This window comes from Labilibacter marinus, assembly GCF_001659685.2.
Taxonomy (GTDB): Bacteria; Bacteroidota; Bacteroidia; order Bacteroidales; family Marinilabiliaceae; genus Saccharicrinis; species Saccharicrinis marinus.
In genome coordinates this window covers 86,762-106,647 of sequence record NZ_LXYE02000049.1, presented here as the reverse complement: position 1 = coordinate 106,647, position 19,886 = coordinate 86,762, and the positions used below count along the sequence as shown (strand labels likewise).

Annotated in this window: 13 protein-coding genes; 7 read left to right on the top strand and 6 right to left on the bottom strand. The window is 37.0% G+C overall.

Going from position 1 to position 19,886, the window contains the following annotated elements:
- Positions 1-2 precede the first annotated feature (2 nt).
- From A8L32_RS19780 to A8L32_RS19770, 3 genes are all read left to right on the top strand, one after another.
- The gene (locus tag A8L32_RS19780) at positions 3-1,046 is read left to right on the top strand and encodes a hypothetical protein (RefSeq protein ID WP_075591318.1); all 1,044 of its coding nucleotides are present in this window, start codon (positions 3-5) and stop codon (positions 1,044-1,046) included.
- 82 nt (positions 1,047-1,128) lie between these two features.
- A complete protein-coding gene (locus A8L32_RS19775; RefSeq protein WP_075591317.1) occupies positions 1,129-2,004 on the top strand; it encodes a porin family protein in 876 nt (291 codons plus the stop codon).
- 195 nt (positions 2,005-2,199) lie between these two features.
- Positions 2,200-3,741 (top strand): WG repeat-containing protein, encoded by a 1,542-nt coding sequence (locus A8L32_RS19770; RefSeq protein ID WP_075591316.1) that lies wholly within the window; start codon positions 2,200-2,202, stop codon positions 3,739-3,741.
- 72 nt (positions 3,742-3,813) lie between these two features.
- On the opposite strand, the gene A8L32_RS19765 is transcribed toward A8L32_RS19770, so the two are convergent.
- Positions 3,814-5,103 carry an MFS transporter gene (locus A8L32_RS19765; protein ID WP_075591315.1) on the bottom strand — a complete coding sequence of 430 codons (1,290 nt, stop codon included), beginning with the start codon at positions 5,101-5,103 and terminating at the stop codon, positions 3,814-3,816.
- Between the two features lie 137 nt (positions 5,104-5,240).
- Here A8L32_RS19765 and A8L32_RS19760 point away from each other — a divergent pair, with 137 nt between their 5' ends.
- Positions 5,241-5,669 carry a hypothetical protein gene (locus A8L32_RS19760; protein WP_075591314.1) on the top strand — a complete coding sequence of 143 codons (429 nt, stop codon included), beginning with the start codon at positions 5,241-5,243 and terminating at the stop codon, positions 5,667-5,669.
- An 84-nt stretch (positions 5,670-5,753) separates the two neighbouring features.
- On the opposite strand, the gene A8L32_RS19755 is transcribed toward A8L32_RS19760, so the two are convergent.
- Entirely contained in the window at positions 5,754-7,166 is a 1,413-nt protein-coding gene (locus A8L32_RS19755) for a glutamate synthase-related protein (RefSeq protein ID WP_075591313.1), read from the bottom strand.
- A gap of 201 nt (positions 7,167-7,367) precedes the next feature.
- On the opposite strand from A8L32_RS19755, the gene A8L32_RS19750 reads away from it, so the two are divergent.
- Together A8L32_RS19750 and polA are read left to right on the top strand one after the other, a co-directional pair.
- Positions 7,368-8,342 carry a polyprenyl synthetase family protein gene (locus A8L32_RS19750; RefSeq protein WP_075591312.1) on the top strand — a complete coding sequence of 325 codons (975 nt, stop codon included), beginning with the start codon at positions 7,368-7,370 and terminating at the stop codon, positions 8,340-8,342.
- 76 nt (positions 8,343-8,418) lie between these two features.
- Positions 8,419-11,193, top strand: a complete 2,775-nt coding sequence (gene polA / locus A8L32_RS19745) for a DNA polymerase I (RefSeq protein ID WP_075591311.1) — start codon at positions 8,419-8,421, stop codon at positions 11,191-11,193.
- A 142-nt stretch (positions 11,194-11,335) separates the two neighbouring features.
- Here the strand turns inward: polA and A8L32_RS19740 are convergent, their stop codons facing one another.
- Positions 11,336-12,961, bottom strand: coding sequence for a T9SS type A sorting domain-containing protein (locus tag A8L32_RS19740; RefSeq protein ID WP_158027266.1), 1,626 nt, complete (start codon positions 12,959-12,961; stop codon positions 11,336-11,338).
- 507 nt (positions 12,962-13,468) lie between these two features.
- Positions 13,469-14,587 (bottom strand): methyl-accepting chemotaxis protein, encoded by a 1,119-nt coding sequence (locus A8L32_RS19735; RefSeq protein ID WP_083631424.1) that lies wholly within the window; start codon positions 14,585-14,587, stop codon positions 13,469-13,471.
- Between the two features lie 215 nt (positions 14,588-14,802).
- Here A8L32_RS19735 and A8L32_RS19730 point away from each other — a divergent pair, with 215 nt between their 5' ends.
- Complete coding sequence (locus A8L32_RS19730; protein ID WP_075591308.1) at positions 14,803-15,033, top strand: VF530 family protein; 231 nt, start codon at positions 14,803-14,805, stop codon at positions 15,031-15,033.
- A 23-nt stretch (positions 15,034-15,056) separates the two neighbouring features.
- On the opposite strand, the gene A8L32_RS19725 is transcribed toward A8L32_RS19730, so the two are convergent.
- Both A8L32_RS19725 and A8L32_RS19720 read right to left on the bottom strand, forming a co-directional pair.
- Entirely contained in the window at positions 15,057-15,926 is an 870-nt protein-coding gene (locus A8L32_RS19725) for a DMT family transporter (protein ID WP_075591307.1), read from the bottom strand.
- A 123-nt stretch (positions 15,927-16,049) separates the two neighbouring features.
- Complete coding sequence (locus tag A8L32_RS19720; protein ID WP_075591306.1) at positions 16,050-19,886, bottom strand: translocation/assembly module TamB domain-containing protein; 3,837 nt, start codon at positions 19,884-19,886, stop codon at positions 16,050-16,052.

Here is a 19,886-nt window from a genome sequence, read left to right as displayed (position 1 = left end):
TTATGATAACGAAAGAAAACTATGAAATATGGATGATGGATTACTTGGACGGAAACCTTACGGATTCTGACCAGACCATGCTGCTTCAATTTTTGGAGGACAATCCAACTCTTAAAGAAGAGCTGGATGGACTGGACAATATGGTTTTAAATCCAACCGAAGATACTTTTACTATTAAAGACCAGTTGCTTAAAACCCAAGCCGATGAGATTGGGCTAGGATACCCTGATTACATCGCCATAAAAGAAGTTGAAGAGGGCTTAAGTGAAGAAGAAAACCTTTGGAAAGCATCTTATTTAAAAGAAGACAAGCAACATAGTAATCTATTTACCAGCTATACACAAACCTTACTTAAGGCCAATAAAAATATTCGTTATCAGTTAAAAGGTAATTTAAAACGAGCAACACTTATTCCAATAATCACCATTAATAAGCTTAAAAGAATAAGTATTGCAGCAGCGGTGGCCATGTTATTATCAGTAGGTACCTTGCCATTTTTAAAAGAATCGGCGCATCAAATGAAAACTGTTGTGGTGAATGACCCACCTTCGTTAATAACCATGCCCAAAGCACAAACAGAAAAAGCACCAAATAAAGATATTCAAGTAAAAGATAAAATAAATACTAAAGCAGCTGTTAAACAGGAAACAGTAGTTCAAACTATTGTCTCCACTGAACAAAGAACTATAGTAGCATCAAATGATATGCCTATAGAAGCTTTAGGAATAGAAAGTTTTGAAACCACTAAGGTAAATGCATACGAACTTGGGCTAAATGAAATGATGCCTATTATTATTGCTAGCAACATGGCAGAAAGAGAACAGGAGTATTTAGCTATGCAATCGCAAGTTGAACAAGAAAGTGCTCGATTAAGCAAAAGTTCGAGAGCCATTGTTGGTAGTGTTAAGGTCATTAACTTTTTATCGGGCAATGAAACAAAAATGAATAAAGTATTAAATCAGGATGGACAAATGGTGGCTTACCAATTAGAGTCAGAAAATATTTCTATCCGACAAAGAATAAAAAATAAACCTGTAACAAATTAAAGCTCAAAGCGTCGTACAATAGAGATGTCCGGAAGTCTCATATTTAAGATTAGGGTACGTTACAATATTAAAACTGAAAACCATGTCAAAAATATATACATTAATCATCTTATGTGCCATCCTTATTCCAACTGGAATAATGGGGCAAGAAAAGAGCAAGGAAAAAACGAGGGACATCATTATTATTGATGATACGAACAACAGAGCCACTGTTGGTATTGCTGGTGCAAAAATTGAGGTAGACGAACAGAATGATACCATTGCTAAAATCACAATTGGTAGAAGGCGTTGGGAGTTTATTGAAACATATGGAGATACTAAAGTAAGAACTGTTAAAGTACCTCGCGACGATTTTAAAGGTCACTGGGCTGGTGTTCAATTAGGGTTTAACAATTATATAGAGCTAGACCAAGAACCATGGATGAGTCTAAACTCAGGCAAGTCGATGACTTTTGGAATTAACTTTTTGCAATACAGCATTGGCTTGCAGCAACAAAAAAACAATATTGGCTTGGTAACTGGTATGGGATGGGCAGTTTATAACTATCGCTTCGACAACGATTGGACCATTGAAAAAGATGAGAATGGAAATACCATAGGCGTTCCTGCTGAGCCTAATTCTGTAAAAAAGAGTAAAATTGTAGCTTCATATATCAATATCCCTCTTTTGTTTGAAGTTCAATCTGGCGATAAATCAAAACATGATGCCTTTTTCTCGGCAGGAGTTTATGGTGGTTTTAATTTAGGTTCGCATACCAAAACGGTGTATTACGATAGTGGAAAAACCAAATCGCGCAAGGATATAAATATAAATCCATTCCAATACGGAGTTATGGTTCAGATGGGAATTAACTTTATAAAGTTATACGGAACCTATAACTTTTCAACCCTGTACGAACGAAACAAAGGACCCGAAGTTACGCCATTTACTGTGGGCCTTACGCTGTTGAATTTTTAATCTCAACACATTAATCCGATAAAGCTGGCACGGCCAGAGCAAATTAATTGAGCAGGTAGGAGCATGACTGGAATTCGTAAGGGCTATTTAGGCTTAACTAATTTTCAAACAAATGACATAGCCTACTATAAAGTTTCTCTGTTAGCCAACCAAAGATTGGACAAAAGGAACATTTGAAGTTAAAATATTAATGAGATGAAGTTTTACTTAGCAATTATATTTTCCGTTTTACTTTCTGCGCAAGCAATAGCGCAAGAAGCAGATAAGTCGTTTTTAAATATCTACGATAAATATTGGGAAATAGAAGATGGATATTATCGTGTGATGCAACACGGTAAAATTGGTTTAGTAAACCAAAGCGGCGATGTTATTATCCCATGCGAAAACGAGCAGGTTTGGAACTTGCAGGAAAACGGAAATATTAAAGTGCTAAAAAATGGCAAACTCGGTATATATAACCTCAGCGGCGATTTAATTATTCCTCCTGTTTATGAAATGATTTGGACCTTTAGTGATGGTTATGCGCGTGTACTCAGAAATGGAAAAATTGGATATGTTAACACCAGTGGTAACGAGATAATTCCTTGTAAATACGACCAAATATGGACTTTTGAAGATGGCAAAGCCAAGGTTTTAAAAAATGGCAAAACAGGTTTTGTTAACAGCTCTGGTTATGAGTTTATTCCTTGCGAATACCAAAAAATATGGGATTTTGAAGATGGTAAAGCCAGGGTGTTGAAAAATGGTAAAATGGGATATATCAGCATACAAGGTGTTGAACTAATTCCATGCGAATACCAACATATTGGGGAGTTCAATGATGGTGTTGCCAAGGCCGTATTAAATGGTAAAATAATTTACATAGATACAAATGGAAACCCTGTCAATCCAATTATTGTTGAAGATGTAACTGACCAAGCAGATACAGTTCGTATAACAACAATTGAGGTCGATAATCCTAAAATAAAAATTGAAAATGGAGATACTACAGTCATTAAAATATTTGGCTCTAAAATAGCTGTTATTGAGGAGGATGGCTCCAAAGAATTTTCTTTTGATAGTAACAATCGAGACAAACATGAATACAAAAGAAACAGACATAGAAGATTTAAAGGGCATTATTGGGGTGTTGATTTAGGTTTTAATAATTACTTAAATGCCAATGGTGAAATTTCCTTGCCTGATGAATACCATTACCTGTCTTTAAGCTCTGCTAAATCAGTTGAAGTATCGGTTAATGCTTTGCAGCAAAACATTGGACTTGGGCGAAATGTGGGCTTTGTAACAGGACTAGGTTTAACCTACAACAACTACCGATTTGATAAAGCTTATATCCCTAATGTAGATGACAATGGGAACTTAATTGGCCAGGAAATTACAGATCCATATGAGAAGAATAAACTGATGACGCTATACTTAACTGCCCCACTGTTATTTGAAGTACAAATGGGAAGAAACCGTTTCGATTCATTTTATATGTCGGCAGGTGCGGTTGGTGGAATTCGTTTACAATCGCATACCAAAATTATGTCGAAACATGGTGGAGATAAAACAAAAACAAAAAACAGAGATAGCTTTGGCCTAAATGATTTTAGATACGGAGCCCAAGTTCGCTTTGGATTTAAATCGCTTAACTTTTACGGCACCTATTATTTTTCTCCAATGTATGATAAAGATAAAGGACCAGAGTTATATCCAATTTCTGTAGGAATATCTTTTTACCCTGGAACTTGGTAAAGCAATAATGAGTATATAATTATCAGTGAGCAATTGAATTGATGATTGATAACTGATCATTGTTAATTGCTATTACTGTGGATTATCTGCTTTTACGGAGAATACGGCAATCAGAACCAAACCGACTAAACCAGAAAGAGCTACTACAGAGTACGAACCTGAATACTCATTAGATAAACTAAATAAAAAAGGACCAATTGCACTTGAGAAAACAATCATTTGCATACTTACTCCCGAAATAGCTCCAAGATTCTTTCTTCCGAAGAAACGAGGCCAGGTAACCGATGATAATACAGCAAATAAACCGCCCATTAAACCTGAACCAAATACTAACAAATAATACCCTACAGGTAAGGATAGAAAAGCCAATCCTAAGGAAACAATTATTCCTCCTACAATCATAATGTACAATAGATTTTTAAGCTTAACATGATCGCTTAAGGCATTAAATATAAAAGAAGTAGTTACCGAAATAATCGACATGGGTACAAATATAGAAATGGCTTCTTCTTTGGAAAGCCCGACACTATCGAATATCGATACAATATGAAAAGTCATTCCTGTAACAAAATAGGCGTTAAAAGCCATCATGGAACTGTACATCCAAAAAGCTCTGGTCTTAAGAGCTTCTGTACGGGTAAACTGTTTGCGTTCCTCATCACTTTTGGTTATGGTTTTTCTCGGAGCCAGATTACCATCAGGTTTTAAATTCATTATCTCGGGCTTATCGCGATAAAACAAATATATCACCCCTGCTATACCCAACAAAATTACGCTTAATATCTGCCAGGCTTTCTGCCAGCCGTTACCCTCAATCAAGTAGTTAATCATTAATGGAGATATGGAGAATCCTAATGATACAGCGATTGAACTAAATGCATTAATGGTTCCTCTGTACTGGTCAAACCACAGCATAATCATATTCCGAGAAGCTAAAGTAAGTACCCCTTGACCTGTAAATCGAACTAGAAAGAAACATATAATGATGATGATAAATGGAATAACCCAAGAGTTTATTCCCGTTGTTTGTTGAATATATGCAGATACAACTTGGGATTGCGAACTAAAAAATAGTGCTATTCCCAAACCAACAGCTGCTGAAGTTGCTACTTTTCTGGCACCATATTTATCAAACCATTTACCAGCAATCCCTAGTAAAAATGAACTCGTAATTGTTCCTATGGTATATGCCAAGCTAAATGTATTCCTATCCAATCCTAAGGCATCCTTAACAGGATCTGTAAAAGTGCTAACGCCCATTGTTTGACCTGGAACACTGGCCCAAATACCTAAAGTTCCAATAAAAGCTATAACAAAACCGTAAAAGAATAAAGGCTTTTGAGATGATTTTTCTTTCTGCATAAAGAATAGATTATTCAACAAAAGTAAAGCAATGAAGCCTTTCCGAAAGGTTAAACAAACTTAAATCACATTTGACGCAACCTTTTATTATATCCCAGTCATTAATAACAGATAACCTAAAAAAACAATGAACGAAAATGAAAAAACTGACTTATTTATTGATTGCTTTGGCATTTATAGCTTGTGACGAAGAAGGTTGCGATTGTGTACCTCCACCTCCTAATGCTGGTAATCACGTTATAATTAGCGCTGATGAATACAAAAATACTCCAGCCGATGACTTAACAATAATTGATGCTGTTATTTATAATGATAGTATCCATATTAAATATGGCGCTTCTGGATGTGACGGTTCCTCTTGGCTCATTGCATTATTTGACGCAGATGAAATCCTAGAATCTAACCCTGAACAGCGCAATATTAGATTAGCTTTTAAAAACGAGGAAATGTGTGATGCATATTTCACAAAGGAAATATCATTTGATATTAAAGCACTACAAATAGAAAGCGATAAAATTTACTTGAATCTACAAGGTTGGGATAAACAGTTGTTGTACGACTACTAATGGTATGGAACGGTTCTGATTCCCAAATCTTATCAATGAACCGTTCCTTTTTTCTCTTGCTCAAATACTCAATTACTCAAACCATCATACATGCTCAATATCTGTATGATCGGATATTTCTTTATTCACCGTACATAAATCTTTAATATTCATTTGATGAATGTCGTTATATCCAGTCAATCGAGCAAAGTCTTTCAACTCTTCAGTACAAACTTTCAGGTAATTCTCAATACGTTTGGCCGATTTATCTATATCCAGTCGTTTGCGAAGTTCAGGATCTTGTGTAGCTATTCCTACTGGGCAGTTACCCGAATTACAAATCCTATATTGCTGACACCCCCCAGCTATCATAGCTGCAGTTGCAACAGCCACCGCATCCGCCCCTAAAGCTATGGCCTTGGCAAAATCAGAGGAAAGCCTTAAACCTCCTGTAATAATTAACGAAATATCATTCCTGTCCTGGTCTTCTAAAAAACGCTTGGCGCGATACAAAGCAAATAAGGTAGGCACCGAAGTAGCATCCTTTACAACTATATTCGCCGAACCTGTTGCTCCTCCTCTCCCATCTATGGTAATAAAATCGGCCTCTGCATAAATAATAACCGTTAAATCTTCTTCAATATTTCCAGCAGCAATTTTAACACCAATAGGTTTTCCGCCTGTCTTTTCTCTCAACCAGCTAACTTTGGCTTTTAAATCCTCTTTGCTCTTTATATCCTTAAAACTAGTAGGACTATAAATATCCTCACCTGCCTTCTTCCCTCTAATTTCAGCAATTTCTTCCGTTACCTTATTCGCAGGAAGATGACCTCCCATGCCGGGTTTAACGCTTTGCCCTATTTTTATTTCAACAGCATCTGCACGACTTAAAATATCATCATTTAAACTGTACTCATTAGGAACATACTCGTAAATATATTTATAGGCAGCATCAATCTCATCCGGTAAAACACCTCCCTCGCCAGAGCACATAACCGTTTTTACAGCAGCACTCCCTTTGGCCATAGCCGTTTTTATTTCTTTAGATAAGGCTCCAAAGGACATATGGCTAACATAAATAGGTGTTTCTATGATGAGTGGATGTTGGGCATTTTTTCCAATCACCGTTTGCGTATTTACCGCATCCGTCTTATCCAATGGAATTTTACTGAGCTGAGCTCCTTTTATCAACACATCATCCCACGAAACAATAGGCATTTTGGTTTTCATCGGTTCCGAAATAGATTCCCCTGTTTCGGCCATGGTATGAATATCATTCAAATGGCTTTCATTGGGGTCGGACGACTTTTTCCATTTTGCCAAATATTCTCCTTCTGCTTCTTTGGTTTCTGTTTTTGAGGCTGCAGGTTTCTCCTCCTCATCGCCTTCATTTTCAAAAAACGATTTGTCTGCACCGCACACAGGACAGCACCAATCATCATCTAGTTCATTCCATAAAGCATCTTCGTTTTCTTCGGTATAAAGGTGACCGCAAGCCAAGCATCTGTAAGTAGCCATAATTGTAAGTTTATTTTGTCTGATAACAAGGTACAAATTTCCAGACTTAATTGATAGGATAAGACATTTATGTTTACATATATAGGAGTACTTTATCCTTCACGTAAATATTTTACTTAAATAATGCGGCCTAGGGTGTCTCGTTCAATAAAAACATTAAATTTGGGTTTTTTATAATTTTAGTTACCGCAATACCTCTTTATGGCATCATCGAGTAGTATTAAACGCCCCATAAAAACTGAGATGGAGCGATTTGAGCCTTTCTTTAGCGAACAGCTTAAATCCAAAATTCCGTTGTTGGGTGTTATCACCAATTATATCTTACGCAGAAAAGGTAAGCAAATGCGCCCTATGCTGGTTTTTCTTTCGGCAAAAGTAACGGGCACCATTTCTGAATCTTCATATGTAGCAGCTACCTTAATTGAGCTACTTCACACAGCTACGCTTATACATGATGATGTGGTGGATGAAACCTATCAGCGTCGTGGCTTCTTCTCCATCAATGCACTTTGGAAATCGAAGATAGCTGTATTAGTGGGTGATTATTTTCTCTCAAGAGGATTAATGTTAGCGTTGGATACCGACCAAATTGGTGTACTTAAAGTGGTATCTAAAGCGGTGCAAGAAATGAGTGAAGGCGAGCTTTTACAAATTGAAAAGAGTCGCAAACTAGATATCACCGAAGAAGTTTACTACGAAATTATCACTAAAAAAACAGCTACACTAATTGCTGCTTGTACTACTGCTGGAGCTCATTCGGTGGATGCTGGCGAAGAGAAGCTAGCTTTAATGAAAGAGTTTGGAACATATCTAGGAATTGCCTTTCAGATTAAAGATGACCTTTTTGATTACGAAAAAACAGATTTAATTGGAAAGCCTACTGGAAACGATATTCGTGAAAAGAAGATGACCCTTCCGTTGATATATGTGCTGAACAACTGCGATACAAAGCAACGAAAGAAAGTACTCTCAACTATTCGTCGTCATCATAAAAACGATAAAAAAGTGGCTGAGATTATTCAGTTTGTGCGCGATAATGGCGGCATTGAATATACGCACGACAAGATGATTGAATACAAAAACAAAGCTTTAGAAGTACTTGAGAAATTTGACGACTCAGAGGCTAAACAATCATTGAAAGAACTCGTTGATTATACAACGGAAAGAAAAAAATAATTTTATTAGACGAAAGACTGCATAAATAATTCATGCCGTTGTAATTATATCTTAATGCTTTAATCTTATTATAAAGATGGAAGAAAATAAAAAGTTATTCCTGTTAGATGCATACGCCCTTATTTACAGAGCTTATTACGCATTTATCAGAGCTCCCCGAATCAATTCAAAAAAACTAAATACATCAGCCATTTATGGTTTTACCAACTCTCTTTTAGAAGTGTTGCAAAAGGAAAAACCTTCACATTTGGCCGTGGCTTTTGACCCTTCGGGACCAACATTTAGGCACGAGATGTACGAGCCATATAAAGCACAGCGTGAAGCTACGCCCGAAGACATTAAACTGGCCGTTCCGTATATCAAACAATTATTAGAAGCTTTAAATATTCCTATTCTTGAGGTTTGGGGATACGAAGCTGATGATGTAATTGGAACCATGTCGCATAAAGCTGACAAGGCAGGTTTTGAGGTATTTATGATGACGCCCGATAAGGATTATGCCCAATTGGTGACCGAGAATGTGAAGATGTTTAAGCCTCGTAGCAAAGGCGGTGGCATGGATATTCTAGGAATTCCTGAAGTGCAAGAAAAATTTGCCATTGAAGAGCCTATTCAGGTGATTGATATATTGGCCTTAATGGGTGATGCTTCGGATAATATTCCAGGTTGCCCGGGTATTGGCGAAAAAGGAGCCAAAGATGTAATTGGTAAGTACAAAAGCATTCCGGGTATTTACGAGCACATTGATGAGTTTAAAGGTAAACGAAAAGAAAACCTGATTGAATTTAAAGAACAGGTGGAACTTTCGTACACTTTAGCAACCATTAAATTGGATGTGCCCATTGAGTTGGATGAAGAGGCTTTAAAAGTTTCTGAACCGAACAAAGAGAAACTAATACCACTATTAGAAGAGTTGGAGTTTAAAAGCTTTATGCCTCGCTTTGGATTTGATACGGCGCCTACTCAAGCAGCCCCTGCTCAAGGCGATTTATTTGGTCAGCCACAAGTAGAAGAACAACCTGTTTTTGCTTCATCTTTAAAAACTATTGAAGAGGTGGAACATAGTTATTACTTAGTGAATAACGAACAAGCCTATGCCTCTTTAGCTGCAGAGTTAAGCGTACAAAAAGAGTATTGTTTTGATACTGAAACAACAGGTTTAGATACCAATATTGCCGAATTAGTAGGCATCTCATTTTCATGGAAAAAAGGAGAAGCTTATTACGTTCCCTTCCCTGAAGATAAGGATGAAGCACTGGCTTTAGCTCAACGCTTTAAACTGGTTCTGGAGGATGAAAACATCCTGAAAATTGGCCAGAATTTAAAATACGATATTCTGATATTAAAGAATTACGGCATTCAAGTAAAAGGGCAAATCTTTGACACCATGGTGGCTCATCATCTGGCATTACCAGGCTTAAAAAATAGCATGGACTTTATGTCGGAAACTTATCTGGGTTACGCTCCGGTTAAACTTGAATCTCTGATTGGTAAAAAAGGTAAAAACCAGCTGAACATGCGTCAGGTGGAAGTAGAACAAGCCAAGGAATATGCTGCCGAAGATGCTGACATCACACTTCAGCTAAAAGAGTTTTTAGCGCCTAAAGTAAAAGAAGCAGGCCTCGAAGAATTATTCTACCAAACAGAAATGCCTTTGTTATTGGTGCTAGCAGAGATGGAAGCAACAGGTGTTAAGTTGGATGTAGATGAGCTAAAATTATTTGCTGCCCGATTAACGGATAGAATTACTGCACTTGAAAAGGAAATTCTGGATATGGCTGGCATGGAATTTAATGTGGCTAGTCCTAAACAGGTGGGCGAAGTGCTTTTTGAGCATATGAAAATCGATGCCAAAGCCAAAAAAACGAAATCGGGTCAGTATAGTACTGGCGAAGAAACCCTATCGAAATTAAAGGGCAAGCACGAAATAATTGAAAAAATATTAGACTTTAGAGGTTTAAAGAAACTCTTAAATACCTATGTGGATGCACTACCACAATTGGTGAATCCTAAAACTGGAAGAATACATACAACCTATAACCAGGCTATGGTGGTGACAGGTCGTTTAAGCAGCGTTAACCCTAACTTACAAAATATTCCGATTAGGGATGAAGATGGACGCGAGATTAGAAAGGCTTTTATGGCTAGCGATGATGAGCATGTCTTCTTATCTGCGGATTACTCTCAAGTAGAGCTTCGTTTGATGGCACATTTGAGTCAAGATAAACATATGGTTGAGGCCTTTAATAATGGTGAAGATATTCACGCAGCTACAGCCGCCAAAATATTTAAAGTGCCTTTGGCCGAAGTGACCGATGATATGCGACGCAAAGCCAAAACAGCCAACTTCGGTATTATCTACGGAATTTCAGCCTTTGGATTGGCTGAACGATTAACCATATCGCGCAGTGAGGCCAAGGAGTTGATTGATGGCTATTTTGAGAACTTCCCAGACGTGAAAGCTTATATGGATAAGAGCATTGAGGTAGCGCGCGAAAATAGTTTTGTAGAAACTGTATTTGGTCGCAAAAGAAACCTGCCCGACATTAATTCCAGAAATGGTATAGTGCGTGGCATGGCCGAACGAAATGCCATCAATGCGCCTATTCAAGGAACCGCTGCCGACATTATTAAAATGGCTATGGTAACTATTCAGGCAGAATTAGAAAAACAAGGTCTGCAATCCAAAATGATGCTGCAGGTACACGATGAATTGAACTTTGATGTGCTGAAAAGCGAACTAGAGCAAGTAAAAGAGATTGTTAAAACTGGCATGGAAAGTGCTTGTCAGTTATCGGTGCCGCTATCCATTGATATGGGAGAAGGTAAAAACTGGCATGAAGCGCATTAGATCAGCAGAAAATAATACACTTTAGTAATTACACTTAGCTACTATAAAAAAAATAACCCAGTTCGACCGAACTGGGTTATTAATATCGATACTTAACCTAAGTAATTTAAATTAGAAGGTAAAGGTTATAAACACACCTCTTTTACAACTTATTAAATTTAACTCGTTGCACTCCATATCCTTCATTTATTATACTCAGGATATATAAGCCCGAAGTTAACGTAGATACGTCTAATTTCTGATTCCTATTACTTAATAATTCTTTATAAACTTCTTTTCCACTGTAAGATGTAATAATTAAAGATCCGCCTATCATTGATTCATCTGTTGTAATGTTAAGAATATCTTTTACTGGATTAGGATATACTATAAGCTGATTTTCATCAAGGAAATTATCTCTGTATGAAGTTGGTGTAGAGGATATATTTTTACCTCCAAATAATACCATAGTTCTTGTTAATATATCATCAATGCCATCACCATTAAAATCACCCCGACCTGCTGAACCTGGATCATCACTCCAATTGGTATCAAACCGAAAACCTTTTGTCCCATCAAAATAATCTAAATCTAGGGATGCCGTAAAAGAAGTGCTTTTCCCAAATAAGACCAAGGCACCATCCAATATTAAATCATCTATACCATCATTATTAAAATCACCTATAGGTGCTGGGAAAGAGAATTTTGGTAAATGAAAACCATTAGTACCATCTAGCGTTTTTTGAGATAATACTCTTGGGTAAGCGGTAGTACTTCCAAAAAACACATTACCATCCGATACGAAATCATCAATACCATCATTATTAATATCACCTGCAGATGAAGCCCTTGAAATAAAGGAATTACCTTCATTAGATACTTGAACAGCTTCAGCTGCGGTTGAATTATCCAAATCTAGGTTCGCTCCAAAAGGACCTGCATGACCATATACTAAGTAAGACATCTGAATGTCAGTATCAATATGTGAATTCGTCCATGCACCGACAATTACATCATCAAAACCATCGTTATTTACATCTCCTAAACCAGAAACTACATAGGCAGGTCGAGATCCTATACTAAAATTGACAGCTTTATATCCTTTTGTTCCATCAAAATAGTTACTACTAATGGTAGCAGGAAAATTATCTGATCGACCAAAAACAATCCATGCATCTTCATCCCAATGTGGAACACCTAAAATAAAATCATTAATTCCATCGCCGTTATGATCGCCCGCATCAGCTACACTGGTTATTCCATCTTCTTCAACAATAAAACCATTGCTTCCGTCAATATCTGTTCGTTCTATAACAGCGGGGAAGTTTCCTGTTTTACCATAGATAACAATTGCTCCATTGTTATCTATAGTCATAAAATCATCTATTCCATCACCATTCACATCTTTAATTCCTGTTAGCACTTCACCTAACCTATCTTCTTCAGCTTTGCCTTTAATAATAAATCCGTTAGATCCATCTAAGCTTGATAAATCAAAATCTGCTGGCATAATTGATGTAGAACCAAAGACTACAAATACTTTACCCGGTCTTGTAACGGTTCCATCTCCGATATCATAATCATCACCAATGGCAATATCATCGATTCCATCATTATTAATATCGCCAATAAAACTAACGGCATGCCCTAATCGACTATGTGAAGTAGCTGTGGGAGTCATGCGAAATCCATTGCTTCCGTCCAACACACTTGGTTTAAAAATTGGGTCGTATTGCGCGGTAGCGTTAAATAAAATCAATAGAAATAATAGAGTAATAGTTGTTTTCATATTAAAAATAATTTTAGTTAAATATGAAAACCCCATAAATCATCACACATTTTGAAAATGTAATACTTTATAGAATTTCATATGACAGTACTCCTACGCAAGTAAACCTTAAAGGATACTTAATTCTCAAGAATATTACGCTAAATATTCATAATATATTTTTCTTACATATGATATATTGTAAAAACCTTTATAAACCATTAACAGTCCGATTTTTAATGCAATAATGTAAATCTAATTTCTGATAGGTAAAAAAAAGCCATTCATTTAAATTAGCTTAAAAATAGGTAACTCTTGTTGGTGTGAGAAATTGTTAAAACAGGCATGGAAAGTGCGTGTCAGTTATCGGTGCCGCTATCCATTGATATGGGAGAAGGTAAAAATTGGCACGAAGCGCATTAGGAAATAATAAAAAACAACGAGCTGTTAATAATTAGCAATGCATATTAAGATATTTACTATGCATTGCTAATTATGCTCTCCAAAGATTATACTCTTCACGATGGCTTAATTTACTGTAAAATAATTCAACTTTTCGTTTAAGGTATCGGCTTGTTGAGCTAGTTGCTCCGAATTAGCCAAAAGCTCCTCACTTGTTGCCGAAGAATTCTGTGTTAATGCATTCAGCTGTTGCATAGCCGAGTTAATTTGTAAAGCACCATTCTTTTGCTCTACACTAGCCACCGAAATTTCCTGAATAAGCGAAGTAGTATTTTCAATTTCTGGCAGAATACTATCTATTCTTTCTTTGGCCTCATTGCTCATTTCGTGACTATTTAGTGCTAAGTCTATAATACTTTCGGCAGCCAACTTACTATCTTCAGCTAGCTTTCGTACCTCGGATGCAACTACAGAAAAACCTTTGCCATGTTCTCCAGCACGAGCGGCTTCTACAGAAGCATTTAAAGCCAAAATATTGGTTTGATAGGCAATGGCGGTAATTACTTGTATCTTTTCACTGATGATAGTATTGGCTTCGTAGGCCTTTTGCGATTGATTTTTAACCTCAGCCATGCCATCACGCGTGGTTAGGGACTTTTTCTCAGTTTGATCCGAGTTAGAGGCGGTATTTTCTATATTCACAGTAATCTCTTCCATGGTACTCGATACTTCTTCAACCGAAGCCGCCTGCTCAGTGGCATCCTGCGACATTTGCTCAGCACTTTGCTTTAGCTCTTTAGATGTAGATGATACAGATTGTGATACGGTTTGAAGCTCTGAAATAAGATCTCTTAAGTTATTTTTCATATCATCAATGGCTATTGACATAGCACCAAATTCATCCTTGCGCGCTTTAAGTTTGGGATTAATCTCTTTGTGCAAATCGCCTTTTGAAAAATGATCTACCAAAAAGCTAGAAAGCTCTTCAACAGCCAAACTCAAGTTTTTGCGCAAATAGAAAAGCATGGGTATTACAAAGGACAATACGATTGGCGTAAGCCATAAAAAAGTTTTTAGACCATAAACCCCTACAATATTACCAGAGGTAAACATCAAGAATGCCACAATGGCTATGGATATTAATACAATCCGAACAAAGGACTTACGTAGAAAATAAAGTAATGGTATAACAACAGAAATGATGATTAAAGAAATAACGATAGTTGTAATTAGAAGTTGATTCATAGTTAGTAGATCTTAAAAGTATTGTTTTGCTTAAAGTAGATCCTTAAGTTACAAAAAAGATTAAACACTTAACAAATAAATATGAATCTTTAAGTCCTCAACAGACTATATTTGGGCAACTTATCTACTATCCACCGGTCAATTATATAACTAATATTTATGCAGATATTAAAATAATTTGAGCTTAATTTGTACCCGCATAGAATACAAACAGGATGGAAGAAAACAAGCAACAGAATATATCCAACGACCCATTACATTGCGTTAAACTGGCTGACATAGTACAATATCTACAGGCCGTTTATGGTTGGAAGGAACTTGGCGAGAGAATACAAATTAGGTGTTTTCAGTTTGATCCTTCCATTAAATCGAGCTTAAAATTTTTACGAAGAACACCATGGGCACGAGAAAAGGTAGAGCAGTTGTATTTAGAAAGTCGCCAATAATATTAGAATAAACGGATATAAATCTATTTTACCTTTCGTTTATAAGTTCGTAGACTTTCCAGCACTACAGTAGCAAAAATGATAACACCACCAATGATAGATTCGTTGCGAGGATATTCACTTAAAAAGATAATACCTATTACAACACCGTATAAAAGTTGAGAACTACTCATTAAACTAATGGATGTAACCGAAAAGTTTTTTAGACTATATAAAAACAGGGTATGCCCAATAGCGGTAGTTAGCAACGAAAGCAGCAACACACCGGGCAGTTCGCCTACAAAATTAAAATCTTTGTAAATAATAAACATGGGCGAGAATACCACCGCAATAATGATGAGTTGGTACATCATAATAACCGAACCATTATAAGATTGCACCTTGGACTTGGTAATGATATTACGCAATGAGTAAAACACGGCAGAAATTACGCCTACCACCAATGCCTTAAAATAATCGTTCTCGAAACTAAACTCAGGCACTAAAAAATAAACACCAACTAAAGTCATCAGTCCAAGTAGGAGCTGTAACTTCTGGAATTTCTTTTTAAGCATAAGTGGCTCTAGCAAAGATGTAATAACCGGGAAAGTAAATAAAGAAATCATACCCACTGCAACGCTGGATAATACTAAAGCATAAAAATAAGTAACCCAATGAAGCCCCATTAATACACCGCTTAAAACAATTACGCCCCTATCCTTCTTGTTTATTTTAAGATTAAAACCTTTCCATCTGCAAAACAGATAAATAAACATACCTCCAAATAAAGCTCTGGAAGCAATCACAACAGGCACAGGTAATTCGATATACCTGGCCAAAGCACCAGAAGTACTCATGAATATGATTGCAATATTCAATTCAATGATATGTCGGAAAGTATTGTTTTTAGTCATTCTGTATTTGAATCATGAAAGTGATAGCTGGATAAATGCATCTATTTATCGCTGGCTGCAAAAGTAATTTATTTTAGAAAATAAATTATAAAACAAAGTATAGCCAACATTCATTGAACTACTTTACTTCACCTTTTGCTCAAATTTTATAATTACGTCCAAGCCCATATCTTTTGAGGTTCCGCTTTGTACGCTGAAAAACAGGTTTCTGTTTAACTCATATTCCAGGGTTATTTTTTCTCTTGATATCTCATCGTTATCCGTGTTTTCTCCAAAGCTTCGTTGAAACTTCACAAATAAATCGCGGGTGATATATTTACCCAGCACAAAAGAAGTATTTTTCCAATCTTCTGAGGCTTGCACTTCAATCATATCCATACCTACTCTGCCATCAATTAGTTTGCCCAATTGATTACCTACCGCTTTTGCCGCAATATTACCCATATCTACCACTCCGGTTTGACTTTTCTGATGACTGCCAATTTCATCTAAAGTTTTACCTGTAAATATAATACTAACCGCATCGGCATTGGATATTTCACTATCATCGAGCTCAAAGGAAATCTCAGGCTCCGACAGATTACCTCCAGCTATTAGGCGCAGTTTCTTTTTCTGTTTATCTGGTGCTCGATAGGTATAAATGGCTCTAAGGTTAATCAATGGGTCAGACTCTTCGCCTCCTTCAAAAACCAGCCTTCCCTCTTCTATCACAAACTTTTTACCATACATGGCATAGTAACCACGATTAATTTCAATGGGCCCAAATATTTCAAAGTACGGATTGTTTTTAATCACTTCAATGTCGCCCATCAACTCTATTTTCATCTCCTTGCTCTTTAACCAGGTGTTACGCGGTATATGCACCGTTAACTGGCCTTGAAGGGTCTCCATAAACTCATCCAATGTTTTATGGTCATCCGCTTTATCCACAATTATAGTATCCGTAGAAACTTGAAAAACAGAATCATTTTGATGCAAGGCCTCTATTAAAATAGGCTTCTCCGTTGAAGCAGGTATTTCATCTTCGGTACTCAAATTTGATAAGTTAAAGCTCGATTGCAAGATACTTATATCGCCATCGAACCTGTTTTTCTGCTCGCTATGGCTAAACTGCGTGTTTCCATCAATTAATAAAATATGGTCTCGGTAACGCGAAAAATAAAACTCCTTGGCTTGTACATCAATATTTACCTCTTTAATGTTAGCCTCTGCAATGGAGCCTTTAAACGCTACTTCTCCATCCAAATTCAACCTTCCGCTTTTGCGCTTCATTAAAAATGTATCTATGCGCACCTTATTGCTATCAATGGTATAACGCATCAAAGCATCTTCCAGTAATATACCTTTCTTTTTATCGGTGTAATTAATGTGAGTAAGGTCTATATTCCCGTATATAGCCGGCGCTTTAAACGAACCCTTTGCCAGTAGCTTGGCCTCCAGAATACCTTCGGCTTCAATATTTAGTTTTCGTCGGTTAAGGGCATCTGCAATATGAATGGAATCCACCTGCAGAGTAGCTTCAAATTCTTCTGGCATCTGGTAAATAAAGGCATCATTTACGTACTGCGCTTTAAGGGGCATGGTAAGGGTAGTTATAAACTGGTCCTTTAAAATGGGTATCTGAATTTCGCTGTACAGTTTTTGCTCCAACCACTTAATATGAGCCACTAATTCGGGTGTATAAATAGCATCAAACTGCCCTTCAGATATGCTCACATCAGCCATTAATTGGGGATTGTCGGCAGTACCCGTTAGTTTTATCTGGCTACTTATTGTATGCGTGGAGTTTAAGTCACTTAGACCGTAGTTATATAACGTTTGCATGCTAAGCGCATTAATTTCCAACGCCACATGTTCCTTACCCGAAGTACTCAACTCGCCATTCATTTTAATGGAAAAAATTGAATCTTGTGAGTTCTGAATATGAATGGGACTAAAGGCGATGTTTTGCTCAGACCATTGGGTTGATATAGGCAATCTGGTATAAAACCTTTGTTTTGGCCCACCAAAACTTAGGCTATCTATTTTAATGAGGACAGTATCCGAAAGCAAATAACTCCCCCTAAGCATTGCACTAAGCGTATCTGAATAGGTATGTAAAGAGGCCTCTAACAAGGAATCGGAATATTGTATATTTATCAGGCTTGAATCCAATTGTGCGTACTCACTCTGCAACTCACCAACGGCGAGAGCAGCTTGGGTAAAAAGTTGGTTTTCTATCCACTGTGCATCAACCTGCAGGCTAGCTTTTTTCGTTTTAACATCATAGGCATCCATGTTTTGTACAACAGAATGACCATCCATAATAAGGCTATCCAGGTTTCCAGATACATTAAAACGCGCAGTGAACATTTGGTAGGTGGCTGGCAAATCGTAAAACGGTTTTATTTCTTCAGCAGAGGAGTTGATGAGCGAGCTGCTGGCCACCACGCTACTATCCGACATTAAATATTGCCCCTGAGCATGCAGCTCCGAGTAGGGAGTTGAAATATCTACACGCTCCAGTCTAATTGTATCTAAATGAAATGCTCCTGTGGCCCGAGCAGAATCAATATTGAGCCCGTATATATTACTTTCGAATAGCTGTATGGATGAATTCAGCATTAGGCTATCCACATTAAATCCTTCTCCTTTTACAGAAACAGAACCATTCAGTATGCTCTGCTTAGCATTATTGTATTCGAGTTCTTTTACATGAAGTTTATTAAACAGCAAGTTTGCAGAATATTGCTGTGCCGAGTCAGGGTCCATTAATTCGATATTTCCTGATATACTGCTGGAATCTAAATAAACGGCAAGCTCCGAAGTAATCAACTTATGGTGCTGTTTAGCTATTGCCCAAAGGCTATCTACTTTGTAATTATAAATGGTGCTGTTTTTAAGATTCAGCTCTACCTGATGTTTGTTTAGATAATTGCTTAAGTCGTTGCTACTAAACTGCACTGTTCCGTTTAATAAGGAGTGGATGCTATCTAGTTGGTACCATGATTCAGGGTTTACATTTTGCAACTGAACGACCCCTTGTATGGGCATAGAACCTTTTGAAGAGCGTATTAAATGAACATGCGTTTCTATTCTTTCTTCTGGGATGCTTAAGCTGAGCTGAACGCTTGTGGTATCTTGCAAATCATGATACGTAAACTCCACTTCAGGAATGGTATTGAGGCGGATATCTGGCAAAAAAACATGTAAATCATTGCTATTATCCGAAACTAATTGCCCCGAAACATCAGCAGCATCTGTACTGTACTGCCCTTTATCAATGGTTAAGTGACTGCTTCCTGTTATCAACTCAAAGTTGTTCAGACTCATCCCTTTTTCAGACTCATCAAACACAAATGATATGTTTTTAATTTGCAGCTCAGGCTGATGAAGCCAAGCCGAAAGCTGTTTAAGTTCAAAGGATAACTGACGCCTTCTCATTTTAAATGAAGCAGCGGTATGCAACCCTGTTATATTATTGGGAATGAATTCGTAGGGCGTTTGGGTACTCACATGGCCTTTTGATAAGGCAATGTTTCTAATATTTATGGAGTAGGAAAATTCGGCATGATCACTCTCTTCTTCCTCCTCATTTTCTGGAAATAGCTCAGTAAAATTCCAAGTGTCTTGCTCCTGCTCAACCTTAAGGTAAAATGAGTCTAGCTTTAGATTTTTAATAAGAAGCTCTTTGTACAACAGCGCCTTTAAATTGTAATCAACACTCAGGTTTTGAATATACACCAAGGTATCCTCACGGCTATCATAAACCGTTATATCTTTTAAATGGATGCTGCTAAAAATATTCGTGGAAAAATTATCGATATCCACCCTTCCATGAATAATGGAATTCACCTCATTTAAAGCATAGGCTTTTATCTTTTGCTGAACTGGACTACTGAGCAAAAGCAGGTATATAAGAATGAGAACAAGCAATAGCGTTGCAACAATCCAAAGTATATATTTAAGTCCTTTTCTCAT

Coding starts and splice junctions, on each gene's coding strand:
- A8L32_RS19780 (WP_075591318.1), top strand. CDS start 3: ATGATAACGAAAGAAAACTATGAAATATGGATGATGGATTACTTGGAC.
- A8L32_RS19775 (WP_075591317.1), top strand. CDS start 1,129: ATGTCAAAAATATATACATTAATCATCTTATGTGCCATCCTTATTCCA.
- A8L32_RS19770 (WP_075591316.1), top strand. CDS start 2,200: ATGAAGTTTTACTTAGCAATTATATTTTCCGTTTTACTTTCTGCGCAA.
- A8L32_RS19765 (WP_075591315.1), bottom strand. CDS start 5,103: ATGCAGAAAGAAAAATCATCTCAAAAGCCTTTATTCTTTTACGGTTTT.
- A8L32_RS19760 (WP_075591314.1), top strand. CDS start 5,241: ATGAAAAAACTGACTTATTTATTGATTGCTTTGGCATTTATAGCTTGT.
- A8L32_RS19755 (WP_075591313.1), bottom strand. CDS start 7,166: ATGGCTACTTACAGATGCTTGGCTTGCGGTCACCTTTATACCGAAGAA.
- A8L32_RS19750 (WP_075591312.1), top strand. CDS start 7,368: ATGGCATCATCGAGTAGTATTAAACGCCCCATAAAAACTGAGATGGAG.
- polA (WP_075591311.1), top strand. CDS start 8,419: ATGGAAGAAAATAAAAAGTTATTCCTGTTAGATGCATACGCCCTTATT.
- A8L32_RS19740 (WP_158027266.1), bottom strand. CDS start 12,961: ATGAAAACAACTATTACTCTATTATTTCTATTGATTTTATTTAACGCT.
- A8L32_RS19735 (WP_083631424.1), bottom strand. CDS start 14,587: ATGAATCAACTTCTAATTACAACTATCGTTATTTCTTTAATCATCATT.
- A8L32_RS19730 (WP_075591308.1), top strand. CDS start 14,803: ATGGAAGAAAACAAGCAACAGAATATATCCAACGACCCATTACATTGC.
- A8L32_RS19725 (WP_075591307.1), bottom strand. CDS start 15,926: ATGACTAAAAACAATACTTTCCGACATATCATTGAATTGAATATTGCA.
- A8L32_RS19720 (WP_075591306.1), bottom strand. CDS start 19,886: ATGAGAAAAGGACTTAAATATATACTTTGGATTGTTGCAACGCTATTG.